Origin of the sequence: Mesorhizobium sp. M1A.T.Ca.IN.004.03.1.1 (assembly GCF_003997555.1) — a bacterium.
GTDB lineage: Bacteria > Pseudomonadota > Alphaproteobacteria > Rhizobiales > Rhizobiaceae > Mesorhizobium.
The window spans coordinates 844,453-860,071 of sequence record NZ_RZTV01000001.1 but is presented as its reverse complement, the minus strand read 5'-3'; the positions used below and the strand labels follow the sequence as shown (position 1 = coordinate 860,071).

The 15,619-nt window shown below is 64.5% G+C and carries 16 protein-coding genes; 6 read left to right on the top strand and 10 right to left on the bottom strand.

Annotated features, from left to right (window positions below; all coding sequences use genetic code 11):
* Position 1: 1 nt before the first annotated feature.
* The 3 genes from EOD29_RS04130 to EOD29_RS04120 are packed head-to-tail and all read right to left on the bottom strand — an operon-like array spanning position 2 to position 4,805.
* On the bottom strand, positions 2-2,818 hold the full coding sequence (locus EOD29_RS04130) for a DUF4159 domain-containing protein (protein ID WP_127245984.1): 2,817 nt from the start codon (positions 2,816-2,818) through the stop codon (positions 2-4).
* Positions 2,815-3,801 carry a DUF58 domain-containing protein gene (locus tag EOD29_RS04125; protein ID WP_067326514.1) on the bottom strand — a complete coding sequence of 329 codons (987 nt, stop codon included), beginning with the start codon at positions 3,799-3,801 and terminating at the stop codon, positions 2,815-2,817. The genes EOD29_RS04130 and EOD29_RS04125 overlap by 4 nt, the downstream gene beginning before the upstream one ends.
* Positions 3,801-4,805: a MoxR family ATPase gene (locus EOD29_RS04120; protein ID WP_127245983.1), complete on the bottom strand. Its 1,005-nt coding sequence runs from the start codon at positions 4,803-4,805 to the stop codon at positions 3,801-3,803. Before EOD29_RS04120 ends, EOD29_RS04125 begins: the two co-directional genes overlap by 1 nt.
* Before the next feature lie 153 nt (positions 4,806-4,958).
* On the opposite strand from EOD29_RS04120, the gene EOD29_RS04115 reads away from it, so the two are divergent.
* From EOD29_RS04115 to EOD29_RS04105, 3 genes are read left to right on the top strand one after another with little or no spacing between them, the layout of a single operon-like run.
* Positions 4,959-5,588 carry a DUF1285 domain-containing protein gene (locus EOD29_RS04115; RefSeq protein ID WP_127245982.1) on the top strand — a complete coding sequence of 210 codons (630 nt, stop codon included), beginning with the start codon at positions 4,959-4,961 and terminating at the stop codon, positions 5,586-5,588.
* The gene (locus EOD29_RS04110; RefSeq protein WP_127246146.1) at positions 5,588-6,220 is read left to right on the top strand and encodes a CoA pyrophosphatase; all 633 of its coding nucleotides are present in this window, start codon (positions 5,588-5,590) and stop codon (positions 6,218-6,220) included. The genes EOD29_RS04115 and EOD29_RS04110 overlap by 1 nt, the downstream gene beginning before the upstream one ends.
* A complete protein-coding gene (locus tag EOD29_RS04105; RefSeq protein WP_127245981.1) occupies positions 6,217-7,485 on the top strand; it encodes a CCA tRNA nucleotidyltransferase in 1,269 nt (422 codons plus the stop codon). The genes EOD29_RS04110 and EOD29_RS04105 overlap by 4 nt, the downstream gene beginning before the upstream one ends.
* Positions 7,486-7,509: 24 nt before the next feature.
* Here the strand turns inward: EOD29_RS04105 and EOD29_RS36480 are convergent, their stop codons facing one another.
* The 5 genes from EOD29_RS36480 to hemF form a co-directional block, all read right to left on the bottom strand.
* Positions 7,510-8,490, bottom strand: coding sequence for a S8/S53 family peptidase (locus EOD29_RS36480; RefSeq protein WP_127217042.1), 981 nt, complete (start codon positions 8,488-8,490; stop codon positions 7,510-7,512).
* An 88-nt stretch (positions 8,491-8,578) separates the two neighbouring features.
* Positions 8,579-9,157, bottom strand: coding sequence for a hypothetical protein (locus EOD29_RS04095; RefSeq protein ID WP_127245980.1), 579 nt, complete (start codon positions 9,155-9,157; stop codon positions 8,579-8,581).
* Positions 9,158-9,424: 267 nt separating this feature from the next.
* Positions 9,425-9,610, bottom strand: a complete 186-nt coding sequence (locus EOD29_RS04090) for a DUF1059 domain-containing protein (protein WP_066994310.1) — start codon at positions 9,608-9,610, stop codon at positions 9,425-9,427.
* Positions 9,611-9,924: 314 nt separating this feature from the next.
* Entirely contained in the window at positions 9,925-10,185 is a 261-nt protein-coding gene (locus tag EOD29_RS04085) for a DUF1344 domain-containing protein (RefSeq protein WP_066994313.1), read from the bottom strand.
* A gap of 242 nt (positions 10,186-10,427) precedes the next feature.
* Positions 10,428-11,342: an oxygen-dependent coproporphyrinogen oxidase gene (hemF, locus tag EOD29_RS04080; RefSeq protein WP_127245979.1), complete on the bottom strand. Its 915-nt coding sequence runs from the start codon at positions 11,340-11,342 to the stop codon at positions 10,428-10,430.
* A gap of 118 nt (positions 11,343-11,460) precedes the next feature.
* Between hemF and EOD29_RS04075 the strand changes: the two genes are divergently transcribed.
* Positions 11,461-11,718: a hypothetical protein gene (locus tag EOD29_RS04075; protein ID WP_127245978.1), complete on the top strand. Its 258-nt coding sequence runs from the start codon at positions 11,461-11,463 to the stop codon at positions 11,716-11,718.
* Between the two features lie 7 nt (positions 11,719-11,725).
* On the opposite strand, the gene soxR is transcribed toward EOD29_RS04075, so the two are convergent.
* Positions 11,726-12,169, bottom strand: a complete 444-nt coding sequence (gene soxR, locus EOD29_RS04070; RefSeq protein WP_127245977.1) for a redox-sensitive transcriptional activator SoxR — start codon at positions 12,167-12,169, stop codon at positions 11,726-11,728.
* A gap of 148 nt (positions 12,170-12,317) precedes the next feature.
* A complete protein-coding gene (locus EOD29_RS04065) occupies positions 12,318-12,776 on the bottom strand; it encodes a tRNA (cytidine(34)-2'-O)-methyltransferase (protein ID WP_127245976.1) in 459 nt (152 codons plus the stop codon).
* Between the two features lie 482 nt (positions 12,777-13,258).
* Here EOD29_RS04065 and EOD29_RS04060 point away from each other — a divergent pair, with 482 nt between their 5' ends.
* Positions 13,259-13,654, top strand: a complete 396-nt coding sequence (locus EOD29_RS04060; protein ID WP_095781273.1) for a hypothetical protein — start codon at positions 13,259-13,261, stop codon at positions 13,652-13,654.
* A 25-nt stretch (positions 13,655-13,679) separates the two neighbouring features.
* Complete coding sequence (locus EOD29_RS04055) at positions 13,680-15,560, top strand: ABC transporter ATP-binding protein (protein WP_067326540.1); 1,881 nt, start codon at positions 13,680-13,682, stop codon at positions 15,558-15,560.
* Positions 15,561-15,619 lie beyond the last annotated feature (59 nt).

Below are 15,619 nucleotides of genomic sequence, written 5' to 3'. Positions count from 1 at the left end.
ACTACTGTCCCAGCCGTTCGAGCAGGACGGGCACATGCACCTGGTCGGATTTGTAGTTGCCGGTCAGCATGTACATCATGATGTTGACGCCGGCGCGCAGCGCGTAGACGCGCTGCATCGGATCCGGCGGCACGGTCGGCAGCATCGGATCGCCGTTCTCGTCGACCGCCCAGGCGCCGGCGAAATCATTACCGGTGATCATGATCGGGGAGACGCCGTCGCCGGTGCGCACGGGACGGTTCTCGGTGTTGCTGGCATCGAGCGAGGCTTCGACCCAGAGCGGACTGCCGTTGAAGCGGCCGGGAAACTCGGGAAGGATGAAGAAGGACTTCGTCAGCACATGGTCCGAGGGCACCGGCTCCAGCGGCGGCACGTTCAGATTGCCGAGAATATCGCGCAGCCGCTCGGTGGCCGGGCTTGCCGAGCCGGCGCCGATGCCGTTGGAGAACTGGTCGCGCGTGTCGAAGAGAACCGTGCCGCCCTGCTGCATATAGGCGTCGATGCGGGCGATCGCGGCTTCGCTGGGCATCGGCGCGGTGGCGTCGATCGGCCAGTAGATCAGCGGATAGAAGGTCAGTTCGTCCTTGGAGATGTCGACGCCCGCCGGCGGGCCGGGTTCCAGCGCGGTCTTCTCGATCAGGAAGCGGGTGAGGCCCTCAAGGCCGGCGCGGCTGATTGAATCGACGCCGGGCTCGCCGGTGATGACATAGGCGATGCGAGTTTTCGAAATGTCCTCGATGGCCTGGGCATCGCCCGGCTTCGAATCATCGGCGCGGGCAAAGTCGACGTGGGCGAAGAGCCCGCCGAACACGATCAGCAGGGCAGCGGCGGTCGCCGCGGCGCGGCGCGGCCGGCGCGAGAACAGCCCACCCATCCAGAACACGGCAAGCGTGTCGAGCACCATCAGCAAGAGGGCCAATGTGACCAGCGGGCCTTTCAGGTTCTCCGATTCGTCGAAGGCGTAAGCGATGGCCGTCACTGGCAGCGAGACCTGTGGCCGAGCAAGCGGCGTGAATGTGCTCGAGGCGTTGAGCAGGTTATGCGCGAAAACGCCGGTTTCCGAACCGTAGAGGCCGGGCGGGTTTTCCAGCGTCACCGGAAGCGGGCCGGCGGCGGGCACGAGCGGCCGCGCATCGGGTGTCGGCGGCACCAGCGCGCCGTCGGCGCCGATCATGCGATAGGGCGCCAGCGAAGCGGCGGCCGCCTCGGCATTGGCGACCGCGGTGCCCTGGTTGCGCGACAATTGCACTATGCGTCTCAGCATCTCGACGAAGCTGCCGGAGATCGGCAGGTTCGACCAGGTCGCCTCCGGTGTCACGTGGAAGAGCACCAGCGTTCCCTTGTCCTTCTTCATGCCCGTGACCAGCGGCGTGCCGTCGGCAAGCGTCGCCCAGGTGCGCTCGACGATGTCGGGCGTCGGCTCGGCCAGCACCTGCCGGCTGACCGTCACCTCCGTCGGCGGCGCGAGGTCGGCGAACGGGCCGTTCTTCGGGAATTCGGTGACCGGTTGCGGCGTCGTCCACGAAAGCGCGCCGCCCAGCGCGCGCTCGCCGCTGCGCAGCCGGACCGGCAAGAGATCATCGTCGTTGCCGGCGGCAGCCAGCCTTGAACCGGCAAAACGAACCAGCGTGCCGCCATTGTTCACCCAGTCGACCAGCCGTTGCCGGACCTGCGCAGGGATGGTGCCGACATCGGCCATGATGATCATCGCCGGCTTCTGGTCGAGAAGCTGCGGAATGGCATCGGCCAGATCGGCGCTCGACGGCTCCACCAGATCGGCGAAAGGCTGCAGGGCGCGGCGAATGTAATAGAGCGGCGACAGCAGCGGCTGCGCCTGGTCTGCCTCAGCCTGCGAAAGCAGACCGACGCGGCGGCGCTTGGAGCTCTCGTCCAGCACGCGAACGGCGCCGGCCTGGTGCTCGCCATCGAGTGCTATCGAGGCGAAGTCGTTGCGCAATTCGAACGGCACCTTCATCGTTCCGGTGGCGGTGGTCTGACCCGGCGCGAAGGTCAGAGTCGCGTCGGCGATGCGGCGGCCCTTGTCGTCGAAGGCGCCCGCGGTGATCTGCGCCGGCGCCGGATCGCCCGGCGCGCGGATGGCGGTCAGCGTGAAGCCGTCGACCTGATTGTCGGCGCCGGTCAGGCCGGTGAGCGAGAGCCGGTCCGAGGTAGCCCAGACCAGCCTCGCGGCATTCCTTTCCAGGAGCGTCTTGAACGCTGCTTCGTCACCGGTGGCGGCAAGGCCATCGGCAAGCACGGCGACGCTGGCGCCGGGCAGGCGCTCCAAAGTGGCTGCGACGCGGGCATAGACGGCGGGGCGGTCGGTCGGGATCGGGCGCGGCTTTGCCGCGCGCAGGCGGTCGAGCGCGGCCGATGCATCGAAGGGGCCGATCTCGGCATTCGGCTTCTCGGCGGTAAAGGCGATGACGACCGGCACGCCGTTCGAGCCTGCATCGGCAATCAGCCGCTCGGCGGTGGCGACGCGCTTGCCCCAGTCGGCGGCGCTTGCCCAGTCATTGTCGATGACCAGCGCGAGCGCCGAGCCCTCGGCCGGCAGCTTTTCGCGCGGATTGAAGATCGGCTCGGCGAGCGCGGTGACGACAAGGGCGGCCATCAGCAGGCGAAGCAGCGTCAGCCACCAGGGGCTTTGATGCGGCGTCTCCTCGCGCCTCAGGACGCGGGCGAGGATCCTCAGCGGCGGAAAGACCTCAGTCCGCGGCCTGGGTGGCGTCAGCCTCAGCAGGTACCAGATCACCGGCAGGGCCAGCAGCCCCCACAGCACCATCGGCGCGCCGAAGGAAAGCGGCAGCCAACTCATGCGACCGCCTTTCCGGCATCACCGCCCGCGGTCAGCCCTGCATGACCGCCACCGGCGGTCAGCCCGGCATGACCCGAGGTCAGACCCGGACGGCTGCTGTCGGCGGTCATCGCCATGTGGACGCGCACGAGCGCCTCGGAGGCGAGGCGGTCGGTATGATTGACGGTAAAGCTCCAGCCGAGGCGCTTGCACCAGCCGGCCAGTTCCTGGCGGCGAGCGATATAGAGCAGGCGGTATTCGTCTTTAAGCGTTTCGGCGCGGCCGGCGGTCAGCTTGTCGCCGGTCTCGGGATCGGTGAATTCGGTGCGGCCGGCATAGGGGAAGGTCTCCTCGGCCGGGTCGGCGACCTCGATCAGATGCGCGCGCACGCCGTGACGGGCGAGCACGTCGAGCCAGGCCATGGTCTCCTCGACCGGATCGAGAAAGTCGCTGACGATGACGATGTCGCAGAAGCGGCGGATGGTGGAGAGATCGGGCTTAGCCGCCAGGTTGCCGGCATGGCTGAGCTGGGCCGCGATGCGTTCGGCGCCGTTGCGGGCGGTGAACGGGTCGGTGAGGCCCGGCCAGGCGATGCGCTCGCCGCTGCGCGACAGGAGCTCGGCCAACGCAAGCGCCAGCACCAGAGCGCGCGATTCCTTGGAAACGCCGGCTCCGGAGGATTTGTAGAGCATGGACGGCGAGGGATCCGACCAGAGCCAGACAGTATGGGCCGCCTCCCACTCGCGGTCGCGCACATAGGTGTGGTCGTCGCGGGCCGAGCGGCGCCAGTCGATGCGCGAGGCATCGCCTTCGACATAGGGGCGGAACTGCCAGAAATTCTCGCCGATGCCGCGCTTGCGGCGGCCATGCCAGCCGGCGATCACCGTGTTGACGATGCGGCGCGCCTCGACCAGCAGATCCGGCACCAGAGAGGCCCGCAACCGGCCACGGGCGAGCGCGTCGCGCGTCGCAACCGGTGCCTGGACCTCGCCTATTCGACCCATCAGATGCCTTTTGCCAGTTTCGCCACCACGTCGCGCACGGATGTGCCTTCGGCGCGGGCGGCGAAGGTCAGCGCCATGCGATGCTGCAGCACCGGCTCGGCGAGGGCACGGATGTCGTCGACCGACGGCGCCAGCCTGCCATCATATAGAGCGCGTGCTCGGGCGCACAGGGTCAGCGCCTGGCTGGCGCGCGGACCAGGACCCCAGGCGACGTGCTTGTCGGTGTCGGCAATGCCCTGACCGGGACGAGCCGAGCGCACCAGCTTGAGGATCGCCTCGACGACGGTTTCGGGCACCGGCATGCGGCGGATCAGCGTCTGAATCTCCCTCAGCCTGGCTGGCTGCAGCACATTGTCGGCCCTGGCCTCCTCGACGCCGGTGGTTTCGAGCAGGATGCGGCGTTCGGCCTCGATCTCCGGATAGAGGATGTCGACCTGCATCAGGAAACGATCGAGCTGCGCTTCCGGCAGCGGATAGGTGCCTTCTTGCTCCAGCGGGTTCTGCGTCGCCAGCACGTGGAAGGGCGAGGGCAGGTCGTGGCGAACGCCGGCAATGGTGACGTGATATTCCTGCATCGCCTGCAGCAGCGCCGACTGGGTGCGCGGCGAGGCACGGTTGATCTCGTCGGCCATCAAAAGCTGCGAAAAGATAGGCCCGCGGAGGAAGCGGAAGGATCGTTTGCCAAGCTCATCCTGCTCCATGACTTCGGAGCCGAGGATGTCGGACGGCATCAGGTCGGGCGTGAACTGGATGCGGCGGGAATCGAGGCCGAGCACGATGCCCAGTGTCTCGACCAGCTTGGTCTTGGCGAGGCCTGGCACGCCGACGAGGAGCGCATGCCCGCCGGCAAGCAGCGCAACCAGCGTGCGCTCAACAACGGCTTCCTGGCCGAAGATAACGCGGCCTACGGCGTCGCGGACCTTGGAGATGTCGGACAGCGCCTTCTCGGCCTGCTCGATCATCGCCTTGTCGCTCAACGGGCTTTCCTTGATCATCACGCTCATGCCGTTCGATCCTTGTGGTTGGAAATACCGGCTTGCATTCTCGATTCGCAGAATGCCGCGATTCGGCCTCGCCCGGCGCCTGCGATTGAACTTAAATCACAGGCTTGGGCTGACAAGGCTGACAATCCGGACAACAGTGACTATTTCGTGACCATGACGCATCGCACAGAATCCGGTGAAAAGGGCCTGACCAGCGCCACCGAGGCGCGCGGGCTGGAGGCGCTGATCTCGCGCGCGGCGCGCGCCGGCAAGGGGCCGGCTCCGGTGGAGCGCTGGAATCCAGACTTCTGCGGCGACCTCGATATGGAGATCAGGGCCGACGGCACCTGGTTCTACCTCGGCACGCCGATCGGGCGCATGCCGCTGGTGCAGCTCTTTTCCAGCGTGTTGCGCAAGGACGCCGACGGCAAGACCTACCTGGTGACGCCGGTGGAGCGCGTCGGCATCCGCGTCGCCGACGCGCCCTTCATCGCCGTCGAGATGAACGTGTCCGGGACCGGCAACGGCCAGATCATCACGTTCCGCACCAATGTCGGGGACGTGGTCACCGCCGGGCCCGGCCATCCGCTGCGCTTCGTCGACGAGGACGCCACCGGCGGGCTCAAGCCCTATGTGCTGGTGCGCGGGCGGCTGGAAGCCTTGGTGGCACGGCCGGTGATGTACGAATTGGTCGAGCATGGAGAGGTGATCGACGTCTGCGGCAGGGCAATGTTCGCCGTCCGCTCCGGCGGCGAAGTTTATCCGATCATGTCGGCCGACAAGCTCGAGCGGCTAAGCGCGTGATGGACCAGGTGGCGCCGGTGCCGTTCTCGATCGCGGATTTTCGCGCCCGCGCAGCGGCCCAGGCCGAGGTCCAATCCGGCGACGAGTTCGGCGACCACCGCTTCAATCCAGGGCATCCCAGGCTGAAGCATGTAAAACCGCTGCGCGACGCCGCGGTGCTGATCCCGGTCGTCGATCACGCCGACGGCGCCACGGTGCTGCTCACCAAGCGGGCCGAGAAGCTGCGCAGCCATTCCGGCCAGGTCGCCTTTCCCGGCGGCACCATCGATCCGACCGATCCCAGCCCTGAGGCCACAGCGCTGCGGGAGACATTCGAGGAGATCGGCCTCGACCGCGATCACATCGAAATTGTCGGCCGCATGCCCGACTATGTCTCCGGCAGCGGCTACCGCATCGTGCCGGTGCTTTCGGTGGTGCGGCCGGGCTTTTCGCTGATGCTCAACGCCGACGAGGTCGACGCCGCCTTCGAGGTGCCGCTGCGCTTCCTGATGGACCCTGTCAACCACGCGCGCGACAGCCGCATGTGGAACGACCTCGAATGGTTCTTCTACGAGATGCCCTATGGCGGCCAGCGGATCTGGGGCGTCACCGCCGGCATCATCCGCACACTCTATGAAAGGCTCTATGCGTGAGCGCTGAGGTGTCTCTCTCGGGCAGGGCCGATTGGCTGGGCGAAAAGCATCTGCAGAAGCTGCTTGCCGCGCTGAAGGAGGGCGGCGAAGAGGCGCGGGTGGCCGGTGGAGCGGTGCGTAATGCGCTGATCGGCCAGCCGGTCGCCGACATTGACATTGCCACCACGACGGTGCCCGAGGACACGATCCGCCGCGCCCAGGCCGCCGGCTTCAAGACCGTGCCGACAGGGATCGAGCACGGCACCGTCACGGCAATCGCCGGCGGCAAGGCCTATGAGGTCACGACGCTCAGGGCCGACATCGAGACCGACGGTCGGCGGGCGAAAGTCATCTTCGGGCGCGACTGGAGGGCCGACGCCGCGCGGCGCGACTTCACCATCAATGCGCTTTATGCCGAAGCCGACGGCGCCATCGTCGACCTTGTCGGCGGCGTCGCCGATATCGAGGCGCGGCGGCTGCGCTTCATCGGCGATCCGGAAGCGCGCATCCGCGAGGATTATCTGCGTATCCTGCGTTTCTTTCGCTTCTTCGCCTGGTATGGCGACGGCCGGCCCGACGCCGAGGGCTTGAAGGCCTGCGCCAGGCTGAAGGACGGGCTCGGCAGGCTGTCAGCCGAACGCGTGTGGTCCGAACTGAAGAAGCTGCTTTCGGCGCCCGACCCATCGCGTGCCCTGCTGTGGATGCGCCAGGCCGGTGTCCTCACCGCCGTGCTGCCGGAGAGCGAGAAATGGGGCATCGACGCCATCCACGGGTTGGTCAGGACCGAAAAGGATCTCGGCTGGGATGCCGATCCGCTGCTCAGGCTGGAGGCCGTCGTTCCGCCGGATGCCGCGCGCATGAAGACGCTTGCCGAAAGGCTGAGATTTTCGACCGACGAGGGGGAGCGCCTGCGGCACTGGGCACAGACGGTTCCGCCTGAACCCAAGACGGCCGAGACGGAATTGTCGAAAAGGCTCTATTTCGGCGACCGCCAAGGCTTCGTCGATCGGCTGCGGCTCGCGCTCGCCGCCGCGCGGACAGGGGCCATCGAGGACGATCAGGCGATGATGGAAGCCGGCGGTTTCTCGCGCCTGCTCGGCTTCGCCTTGAAATGGCAAAAGCCGAGCTTTCCGATCAAGGGGGCCGACCTGACCGAACTCGGCGCCGCGCCCGGCCCGAAGCTTGGTGCCACGCTGAAGAATCTCGAAAGGGAATGGGTGGATTCAGCATTCGCCATGGATCGCGGCGCACTGCTCAAACGCGCCGCGCAGGCACTCGAGGCTTAGATCAGTCCTACATCGTGGCGCCGCTCAGCGTATCGCCACCGGGGCCAGGGCACGCGAAAGGCTTGCCTCGCCCTTGCCGTAGACTGAGGGGTTGTAGTTGACCAGCGTGTCGGTGCGAGCCGTGTTGAGCAGGTCGTTGGTGATCTGAACCGGGGTCGCCTTGGTGAATTTGCTGCCGATTATTGCGGCATATCCGGAGATGATAGGCGCGGCGAACGACGTGCCGTAAAGGCCGGTCTTGTCGCCTTCGACGCCGACCACCAGGAAATGGCTCTGCACGGTCGGGTCGGAGCCGGCGTAATTGGAATACCAGGCAAGCTGAGCCTTGTTTGACGCCGTGCCGTTTGTGGACAGCGCGCCAACAAAGATCGCCGTCGGTTTGCCGATCAGAGCGAGATCGAGATAATCCTGCTGTCCGCTGGTGACGCCGCCGACCGCAACCGAATCGTTGCCAGCCGCTTTCGAGACGATGGCCGATCCCTTGCTGGCGTAGGAGATGATCGATTGCTCCTCCGGGGCCCAGCGGATCTGGTTCACGCTGTAACCCGCGTTCGCGTACATGCCGTAGCTGAGGTTGAGGACGTCGCGGCCACTTGCCAGCGGGACGGCCGAACCCGTCGAGAAGTCCTTGGAGCGGATGGTCGCCGCAGGAGCGATCATGCTTGCTTCTTCGCGCGTCCACTCTCCGTGCCGCTGATATTGCGTGCCGATGCCGAAATTGCCGGAGAAGCGCGATGAGCTGCTGAAGTCGTCGACGATGGTGATGGTGACGCCCTTGCCCTTGTAGCCAGCCGCCCACGCGGCGCCGACATCGGGGCTCATCCAGCTCTGCACCGCTTGTGTCGTTCGCGCAACCGGTATCTTTGCGCTTACGCATATGGACCCGCCGCCGTGGCACAGCGCGGCCGACTGGTCCGCGTCGAGAGCTTCCTGCGCCGACGCCAGGCATGCCGGCAGAATGGTCAGTGCCGCGGCAATGCCGAGCTTCCAGAAATTACCAGACATGGTCTTACTCCCGGTCAAAGCAGGAACGAGGACGGACGATCGCGAAGTTCGGGAGCAGGAAGATTTCTCATGCGCGGCATCCCGGCGATCAGAAAGTAACACGGTAGTTGAGCCACAGGCGCAGCCTTTCGGGCGTAGCGTTAACCAGATATTTCAGCGTGTCCTCAGGCGCCGTCTCCCCGGCCGCAAGCCGGCAGTTGACGCTGTAGGTGCCCAGATCCCCGTAGTCGGCCAAGCATGGCTTTTCGCTCAGGTTGCCGCCGAAGGTCGAGGTAACCGAAAGGGAGAGAGTGCTGTTGAGGCTCGGATGGGTCTGGGTGAGAAAACCGAGCTTGAGGCTCGGCGCGATGCGGTACTTCTCGGCTTGTTCCCCGGTTCCCACTCCCCACAGAAAGCCGCTGTCTTCGGTAAGTTGCGTGATGAAGTCGACGTGCATGTCGACCCAATCGCTGTGGTACCAACGATTGAATGAGACCCAGCTCCCGTCCTGCAGCTCATAGCCGCCATTGCCGAGAGCTCTGGCGCGGTCGCTGAGCCATGACCCCTGGTGGATGTTCACGAGCGACGTGGTCATTTCCTGGGCCATCGACGGCGAGGCGCCAACGACTAGGCACAGCAACAGTGCGGCTGCGCCGAAACCGTCTCGTTTGTTGGATCTTTCGCGCATGCGCGAAGCACCTCGCCCCACCGGATCCAGACGCGCCTTGTGGCGGACGGCTCCTCGGGCAGCCGCGGTCGCCGGATCATGCGCGACGATCGCATGGAGACCGTTACCGCGGGGTTATCCAAGCCGGTACGAATATAAGTTTTTGCTTGAATTCGGCGAAGCCAGGCCGTTGCCAGCGATCAGACGCAAACGAAACGAGATGCGCCGGATGCTGCATCCAACTCGCCGGCTTTGCCAATGGTCGTCCGAAAACGGTGACCCGATGCCTCAGGCCGCGTCGCGGACCTTTTGGATGCGCGAGCGGATCGCCTCGATCATGGTCTCGCGGATGGTGGTTTCGCCATGGGTTTCACGCATGTGCTCGACGGCGCGGCGCATGACCTCGGCTTCCTCCTCGGCGCGCGTGTGCCAATCGCAGCCCGGGACGAGTGTCCCGCATTGGAACTCCTTCATGGTTTTTCCTTTCCTAGGTCCGGAGCCCTGATTCCGCTCCTTGTTATCATGCAATTCCGCATGGAAAGCCGCATCGCATTTTCCTGAAATTGCCCCGGTGGAAAACCATAACACATGTCGCCGGCTTCGGTTGCATTGGGCCGGTGGCGAATTGTTTTTTCACGGTCTCCGCGCGAAATCAAAGGCGGAGCATTGCTGCTCCGCCCGTTGCCACCTGGTTTCCGTGAAACGATGAACCGCACTGTCTTTTTGTTTTGACGCAATTCCAGCGGAAACCGCTTCAACGTTTCTGCAATTGCTGGCCGTGCAGGCCGTCACTTCATGATCTTGACAGCCTCGGCAATCTTGTTCTTGCCGCTCATATCCCAGGAAACGCGAACCTTCTCGCCCGGCTTTATGCCCGGATCCTTGAAGGCCTTGGACAGCGTGAAGGTCGATCCGTTGTCCAGAACAAGGCTCATGGCCGTTCCATCAAAGCTCTTCACTGTTCCCGTGGTGTGCTTGACCGCGGCGAACGCGGCGCCACCGGAGGCGAGAAAGGCGGCGGTTGCCGCCGTCACAATAAGCTTGCGCATAGGATGTTCTCCTGGGATGCGGGCACCATTGGGAAGGCACTCCGCTCGATCAGGGCCGTCCGGACGCGTCGGGTCGCGGCTCGTAGCAGTGACGAGCCGCCGGCGCTTCCCGACCCGGCACGTTAAATAGATCAATTTTTTCAAAAGGATATTAGACGAAAAAGAAATCGCCCCTGCCACATTGCCGGTCAAAATTCGGCGAATGGGACAGCAATGCGGCTGGCCTTCCGCTCACCGGATTTTTACGGCCACTTTACCTCGGGCGGCAGGCTGGAGAGGATCGAGGCGACATTGCCGCCGGTTTTCAGGCCGAAGATGGTGCCGCGATCGTGAAGCAAATTGAATTCGACGTAACGGCCGCGCCGGACGAGCTGTTCCTCGCGGTCGCCGTCGGTCCAGTTCTGGTTGAAATTGCCACGCACCAGATGGGAATAGACGACGAGGAAAGAGCGGCCGACATCCTGGACGAAATTGAAATCGGCGTCCCAGCCGCCCTGGCCCTCATCGGAATGCAGCCAGTCGAAAAAGATGCCGCCGACTCCGCGCGCCTCGTTGCGGTGCGGCAGGAAGAAGTACTCGTCGCACCACGCCTTGAATTTCGGATAGTCGGCCACCCCGGCGTTCTTCTCGCAGGCGAACTGCATGGCGCGGTGGAAGGCGATCGTGTCGGGATCGTCCTGGGTACGGCGGCGGTCGAGCACCGGCGTCAGGTCGGCGCCGCCGCCAAACCAGTGGCGGGTGGTCACGACCATGCGTGTGTTCATATGCACGGCCGGAACGTTGGGGTTCCAGGGGTGCGCGATCAGCGAAACGCCGCTCGCCCAGAAGCGCGGATCCTCGTCGGCGCCCGGGATCTGCTTGCGGAATTCGGGAGAGAATTCGCCGTGGACGGTCGAGGTATGCACGCCGACCTTCTCGAAGACGCGGCCGCGCATCATCGACATGGTGCCGCCGCCACCTTTGCCGTCGTCGCGCTCCCACGGCGTCTGCTCGAAATGCCCGGGCGACCATGCCGATTGCGGTCCAGTGAGTTCCTGCTCGATCTGCTCGAAGGCGGCGCAGATGCGCTCGCGCAGCGCTTCGAACCAGAGGCGGGCCTTCATCTTCTTCTGCTCGATGTCGTCAGGCAGGCCCACCGCAATGTCGGGTCGTTCCAATTCCGTCTCCAGTCCAGGCTGCTTGCCCGACAAATGACTCGTTTTTTCTGCGCGCGATCCCTAATCTCTTAAGGGCAAGGGTCAAGTCCTGTCTGACCAAGGTGCAAGGAGTTTGCTCGTGCGCACCCCGGCAAGACCGCCGCTGGATGGCTTGAAGAAGAGGCTGGAGCGCTCACGGGTCGAGCGCGAAAGAGAGCCGCGCGACGGATTTTTGCGCGAGACTTTCGTGCTGCCGCGGCCGGCCGCGCGCCTCAAGGCCAAGGAATGGTTCGAGCGCTTTCCCAAGCAGGCCTATTGGACCGAGATCGAAAGCTGGTTCGAGCGCCCGGGCGACGTCATCGAATTCACCATGCGACGGCTGCCGGCGGCAGATTGAAAAATCCTCAGGACACCAGTAGCCGTCTCGCTCCAGTTCCCTCTCTGGCCAGTCGGTCCTCCTTGTTCCGAAGCGGGCATTTGTCGATCGACATGCAACCGCAGCCGATGCAGTCGGTCAGGCCGTCGCGCAGCTTCTTCAATTGGGCGATCTGATGATCGAGGCCGTCGCGCCAAGCCGTTGAAAGCAGATTCCAATCCTCGCGCGTCGGGGTGCGGCCCTCGGGCAGAGATTGGAATGCGGCGGCGATTTCGGCGAGCGATATGCCGACCTCCTGGGCGACGCGGATGATCGCCACCCGTCGCAGCACGTCGCGGCCGTAGCGCCGTTGGTTACCCGCGGTGCGATGGCTGCGGATCAGCCCGCGCGCTTCGTAAAAATGGAGCGCCGAGACCGCGACGCCACTGCGCATCGCCACCTGGCCGACCGTCAATTCCTTCACCGGAGCCATCTCGCACTTTCCGCTTGACCTCAAGTTAGGTTGAGCTTGTAGCGAGGAAAGCCTGACAAGGCAAATTGAGGAGAAGGCGATGTGCGCCTGGGTGAGACTGACGCCGCAAGTGGGAGGCGTTCGCGACGACGAGCAGGGCTTGAGCAGCCTATCCGAGCTGGCGGACCGCTTCGCCCGCGTCCATCGCGACGGACAGCGCGACATTGATGCTGCGGGCGCCCGGCCGCATCGGAATGGTCAGTCGCGCATCCGCCGCCTGATGAACCTCTTCCGGCACGCCGGCGGATTCGCGGCCGAACAGAAGGACGTCGCCGGCGGCGAAAGCAAACCGCGTGTAGGCGGTCTCGGCCTTGGTGGTGAGCAGCACAAGGCGGCGCGCGTTCGTTCGGCGCCATTCCTCGAAGGCGTGCCAGTCGGCATGGCGGGCAAGCGCCGCCATTTCGAGATAGTCCATGCCGGCGCGTTTCAGCGCCCGATCGGAGAGCGGGAAACCGGCCGGCTCGATGATGTCGACGCCAAGATCAAGGCAGGCGGCGAAGCGCAGGATCGTCCCGGAATTGCCGGCGATATCCGGTTGGTAGAGCCCGATGCGAAGACGGTCGTTCATTTCCGCATCCTTCTAATAAGTGGCAGAACGGCCACAGGCGGCTCCGGCTTTTGGCGATTTCTAGACTGGCGGGTGGCCATTTTCTGCGAAGTCGAGTATACGCCCATCATCGTCAACCCGAACCGAAGGAGAGGGACCACATGATGACCATGCACTTCCAGCCCTTCTCCGGGCAGCTCCTCTTTGGGGCCCACGTATGCCCAACGGCGGTTTCGGTACGACGATTCTTCTGACACTTTAAGACCTCATCGCACCGATTCCCGCCGAACCCAGTTTTCGGCCTTCGAAGGAATCTTGCGATGTTTCTCAAACTGCCAAAGCGGCGCCCCGCCCCGCCTGAACGTGTCGACACCGACGCTGGCCGTCAGGTCGGGACTGACGCTTGCCGTCATGTCCTGACTGCGTCGCGTCCCTCCGGCCGAATGCCGGAGGTCGAGCTCGCATCACCCTTTTTAACGCATTTGCACATGGAGGACGGACCGATGTTCGATCCCTTTAAAATACCGGGTTCAAGAAGCTTGCATGAGCGCAAGGTGGCGACCTGGGCGCTGCTGATCGGCGAGACTTACTCGTCGGCGGTGCACGCCGAGACGCGCCGGCGTCCGCATCGCGGCATGCTGCCGGACGTCGACTTCTCGCGCGCGGTGCCCGATCCCGGTCGACCCTCGCTGGTGCGCCGGATCATCCGCATGGTCCGACCGGGCAAAACCAGGGCTGGCGACAGCTTGTCGTCAGGATCCTCTGGCAAGCCTGTCGGCGAAAAGCCCGCGACACCCTATATTGCGCGAAGCAGGGCCGGCGATACGGACAATTCCGTATCGCCGGCCCGCGGCGCCGTGCGGCCGAACGGCCTTACCAATCAACCCCGCGCCGCGTGAGCGCACAAATCGTCGAGTGCCTCGAATGTTCCGCTGGTTTGAGAAGAGGCTCGATCCGTTTCCCGCCGCGGAGCCGGTCGAGCCGCCGAAGACGCTGGTCGCCTTCTGCGTGCATTACACGCGCGGGGCCTGGCCCTATATCCTCGTCGATGCCGTGCTTGTGGCAGCGATAGCCCTTGCCGAAGCGTGGATGTTCGGTTTCATGGGCCGCATCGTCGACTGGCTGTCGGCGCAGAACCGCGAAACCTTCCTTGAGACGGAGCGCTGGAAACTCGCCGGCATGGCCTTCATCGTGCTGTTCGCGCTGCCGGGCACGGTATGGCTGCATTCGCTGCTCAACCAGCAGACGCTGATGGGCAATTATCCCATGCGCATCCGCTGGCAGGTGCATCGCTACCTGCTCAAGCAGTCGATGGCCTTCTACCAGGACGAGTTTGCCGGCCGTATCGCCACCAAGCTGATGCAGACCGCTCTTGCCGTGCGCGAATGCGTCATCAAGCTGATCGATGTCCTAAACTATGTCGTCGTCTACTTCCTCAGCATGCTGTTCATCGTCGGCTCGGCAGACTTGCGACTGGCTGTGCCCTTGGGTGTATGGCTGGTCGGCTATATCGGGCTCTTGCGCTTTTTCATCCCGAAGCTCGGCAAGGTCGGCGAGGAGCAGGCCAATGCGCGCTCGACCATGACCGGCCGCGTCGTCGACAGCTACACCAACATCCAGACGGTGAAGCTGTTTTCGCATGCCCGCCGCGAGGCAACTTTCGCCAGGGAGGGCATGGCGAGCTTCCTCGATACGGTCTACCGCTCGATGCGGCTGGTGACGCAGTTATATGGGATGCTCTACATCCTGAATTCGCTGCTTCTGTTTTCCGTGACGGCGATCTCGCTGTGGCTATGGCTGGGCGAGGCGGTGACGATCGGCGCAGTCGCCGTGGTTATCGGCCTGGTGCTCAGGATGTGGGGCATGTCGCAGTGGATCATGTGGGAGATGTCGAGCCTGTTCGAGAATATCGGCACGGTGCAAGACGGCATCCAGTCGATCTCGCTGCCGCGGCTGGTCGAGGACCGCCCGGGCGCCAGCGACATCGCCGTCAGTCAGGGCGAGATCCGTTTCGAGGAGATCCGCTTCCACTACGGCAAGCAGAAGGGCGTCATCGAGAACCTGTCGCTCACTGTGAAACCCGGCGAGAAGGTCGGCATCGTCGGCCGCTCCGGCGCCGGCAAGTCGACGCTGGTCAACCTTTTGCTGCGTTTTTACGACCTGGAAAGCGGCAGGATCCTCATCGATGGCCAGGAGATCGCCGGGGTAACGCAGGATTCGTTGCGCGCGCAGATCGGCATGGTGACGCAGGACACCTCGCTGCTGCATCGGTCGGTGCGGGAGAATATCCTCTACGGGCGCCCTGACGCCACCGACGAGATGCTGATCGAGGCGGCACGGCGGGCGGAGGCGCTCGATTTCATCGGCGCGCTTTCGGACCATAACGGCCGCAAGGGATTCGATGCACATGTCGGCGACCGCGGCGTCAAATTGTCCGGCGGTCAGCGGCAGCGCATCGCCATTGCCCGCGTCATGCTGAAGGACGCACCGATCCTCATCCTCGACGAGGCGACGTCGGCGCTCGATTCGGAAGCCGAGGCGGCGATCCAGGAGAACCTCTACAAGCTGATGCAAGGCAAGACCGTGATCGCCATCGCGCATCGGCTGTCGACCATCGCTGCGATGGACAGGCTCGTCGTCATGGACAAGGGGCGCATCATCGAGGAAGGCTCGCACGAAGAGCTTGTCACCAAGGGCGGCCTTTATGCCCAGCTCTGGCAGCGCCAGTCGGGTGGGTTCCTCCTCGATGATGCGCCGGCTGAGTCCGATGCCAAAGGGTCTCACTCCGAGATGGCGGCGGAGTAACGCGATCGCGATTGGCATCAAGGTTACGGCGATTGCGGGGAATCGCTCCCGGGCGTAAC

What these genes read in the sequence shown, in the direction of transcription:
- EOD29_RS36480 (WP_127217042.1), bottom strand. Translation starts at nt 8,490, where the DNA reads ATGTCTGGTAATTTCTGGAAGCTCGGCATTGCCGCGGCACTGACCATT.
- EOD29_RS04090 (WP_066994310.1), bottom strand. Translation starts at nt 9,610, where the DNA reads ATGAAGGAGTTCCAATGCGGGACACTCGTCCCGGGCTGCGATTGGCAC.
- EOD29_RS04110 (WP_127246146.1), top strand. Translation starts at nt 5,588, where the DNA reads ATGGACCAGGTGGCGCCGGTGCCGTTCTCGATCGCGGATTTTCGCGCC.
- EOD29_RS04055 (WP_067326540.1), top strand. Translation starts at nt 13,680, where the DNA reads ATGTTCCGCTGGTTTGAGAAGAGGCTCGATCCGTTTCCCGCCGCGGAG.
- EOD29_RS04115 (WP_127245982.1), top strand. Translation starts at nt 4,959, where the DNA reads ATGACGCATCGCACAGAATCCGGTGAAAAGGGCCTGACCAGCGCCACC.
- EOD29_RS04065 (WP_127245976.1), bottom strand. Translation starts at nt 12,776, where the DNA reads ATGAACGACCGTCTTCGCATCGGGCTCTACCAACCGGATATCGCCGGC.
- EOD29_RS04130 (WP_127245984.1), bottom strand. Translation starts at nt 2,818, where the DNA reads ATGAGTTGGCTGCCGCTTTCCTTCGGCGCGCCGATGGTGCTGTGGGGG.
- EOD29_RS04060 (WP_095781273.1), top strand. Translation starts at nt 13,259, where the DNA reads ATGTTCGATCCCTTTAAAATACCGGGTTCAAGAAGCTTGCATGAGCGC.
- EOD29_RS04095 (WP_127245980.1), bottom strand. Translation starts at nt 9,157, where the DNA reads ATGCGCGAAAGATCCAACAAACGAGACGGTTTCGGCGCAGCCGCACTG.
- EOD29_RS04125 (WP_067326514.1), bottom strand. Translation starts at nt 3,801, where the DNA reads ATGGGTCGAATAGGCGAGGTCCAGGCACCGGTTGCGACGCGCGACGCG.
- EOD29_RS04120 (WP_127245983.1), bottom strand. Translation starts at nt 4,805, where the DNA reads ATGAGCGTGATGATCAAGGAAAGCCCGTTGAGCGACAAGGCGATGATC.
- EOD29_RS04085 (WP_066994313.1), bottom strand. Translation starts at nt 10,185, where the DNA reads ATGCGCAAGCTTATTGTGACGGCGGCAACCGCCGCCTTTCTCGCCTCC.
- soxR (WP_127245977.1), bottom strand. Translation starts at nt 12,169, where the DNA reads ATGGCTCCGGTGAAGGAATTGACGGTCGGCCAGGTGGCGATGCGCAGT.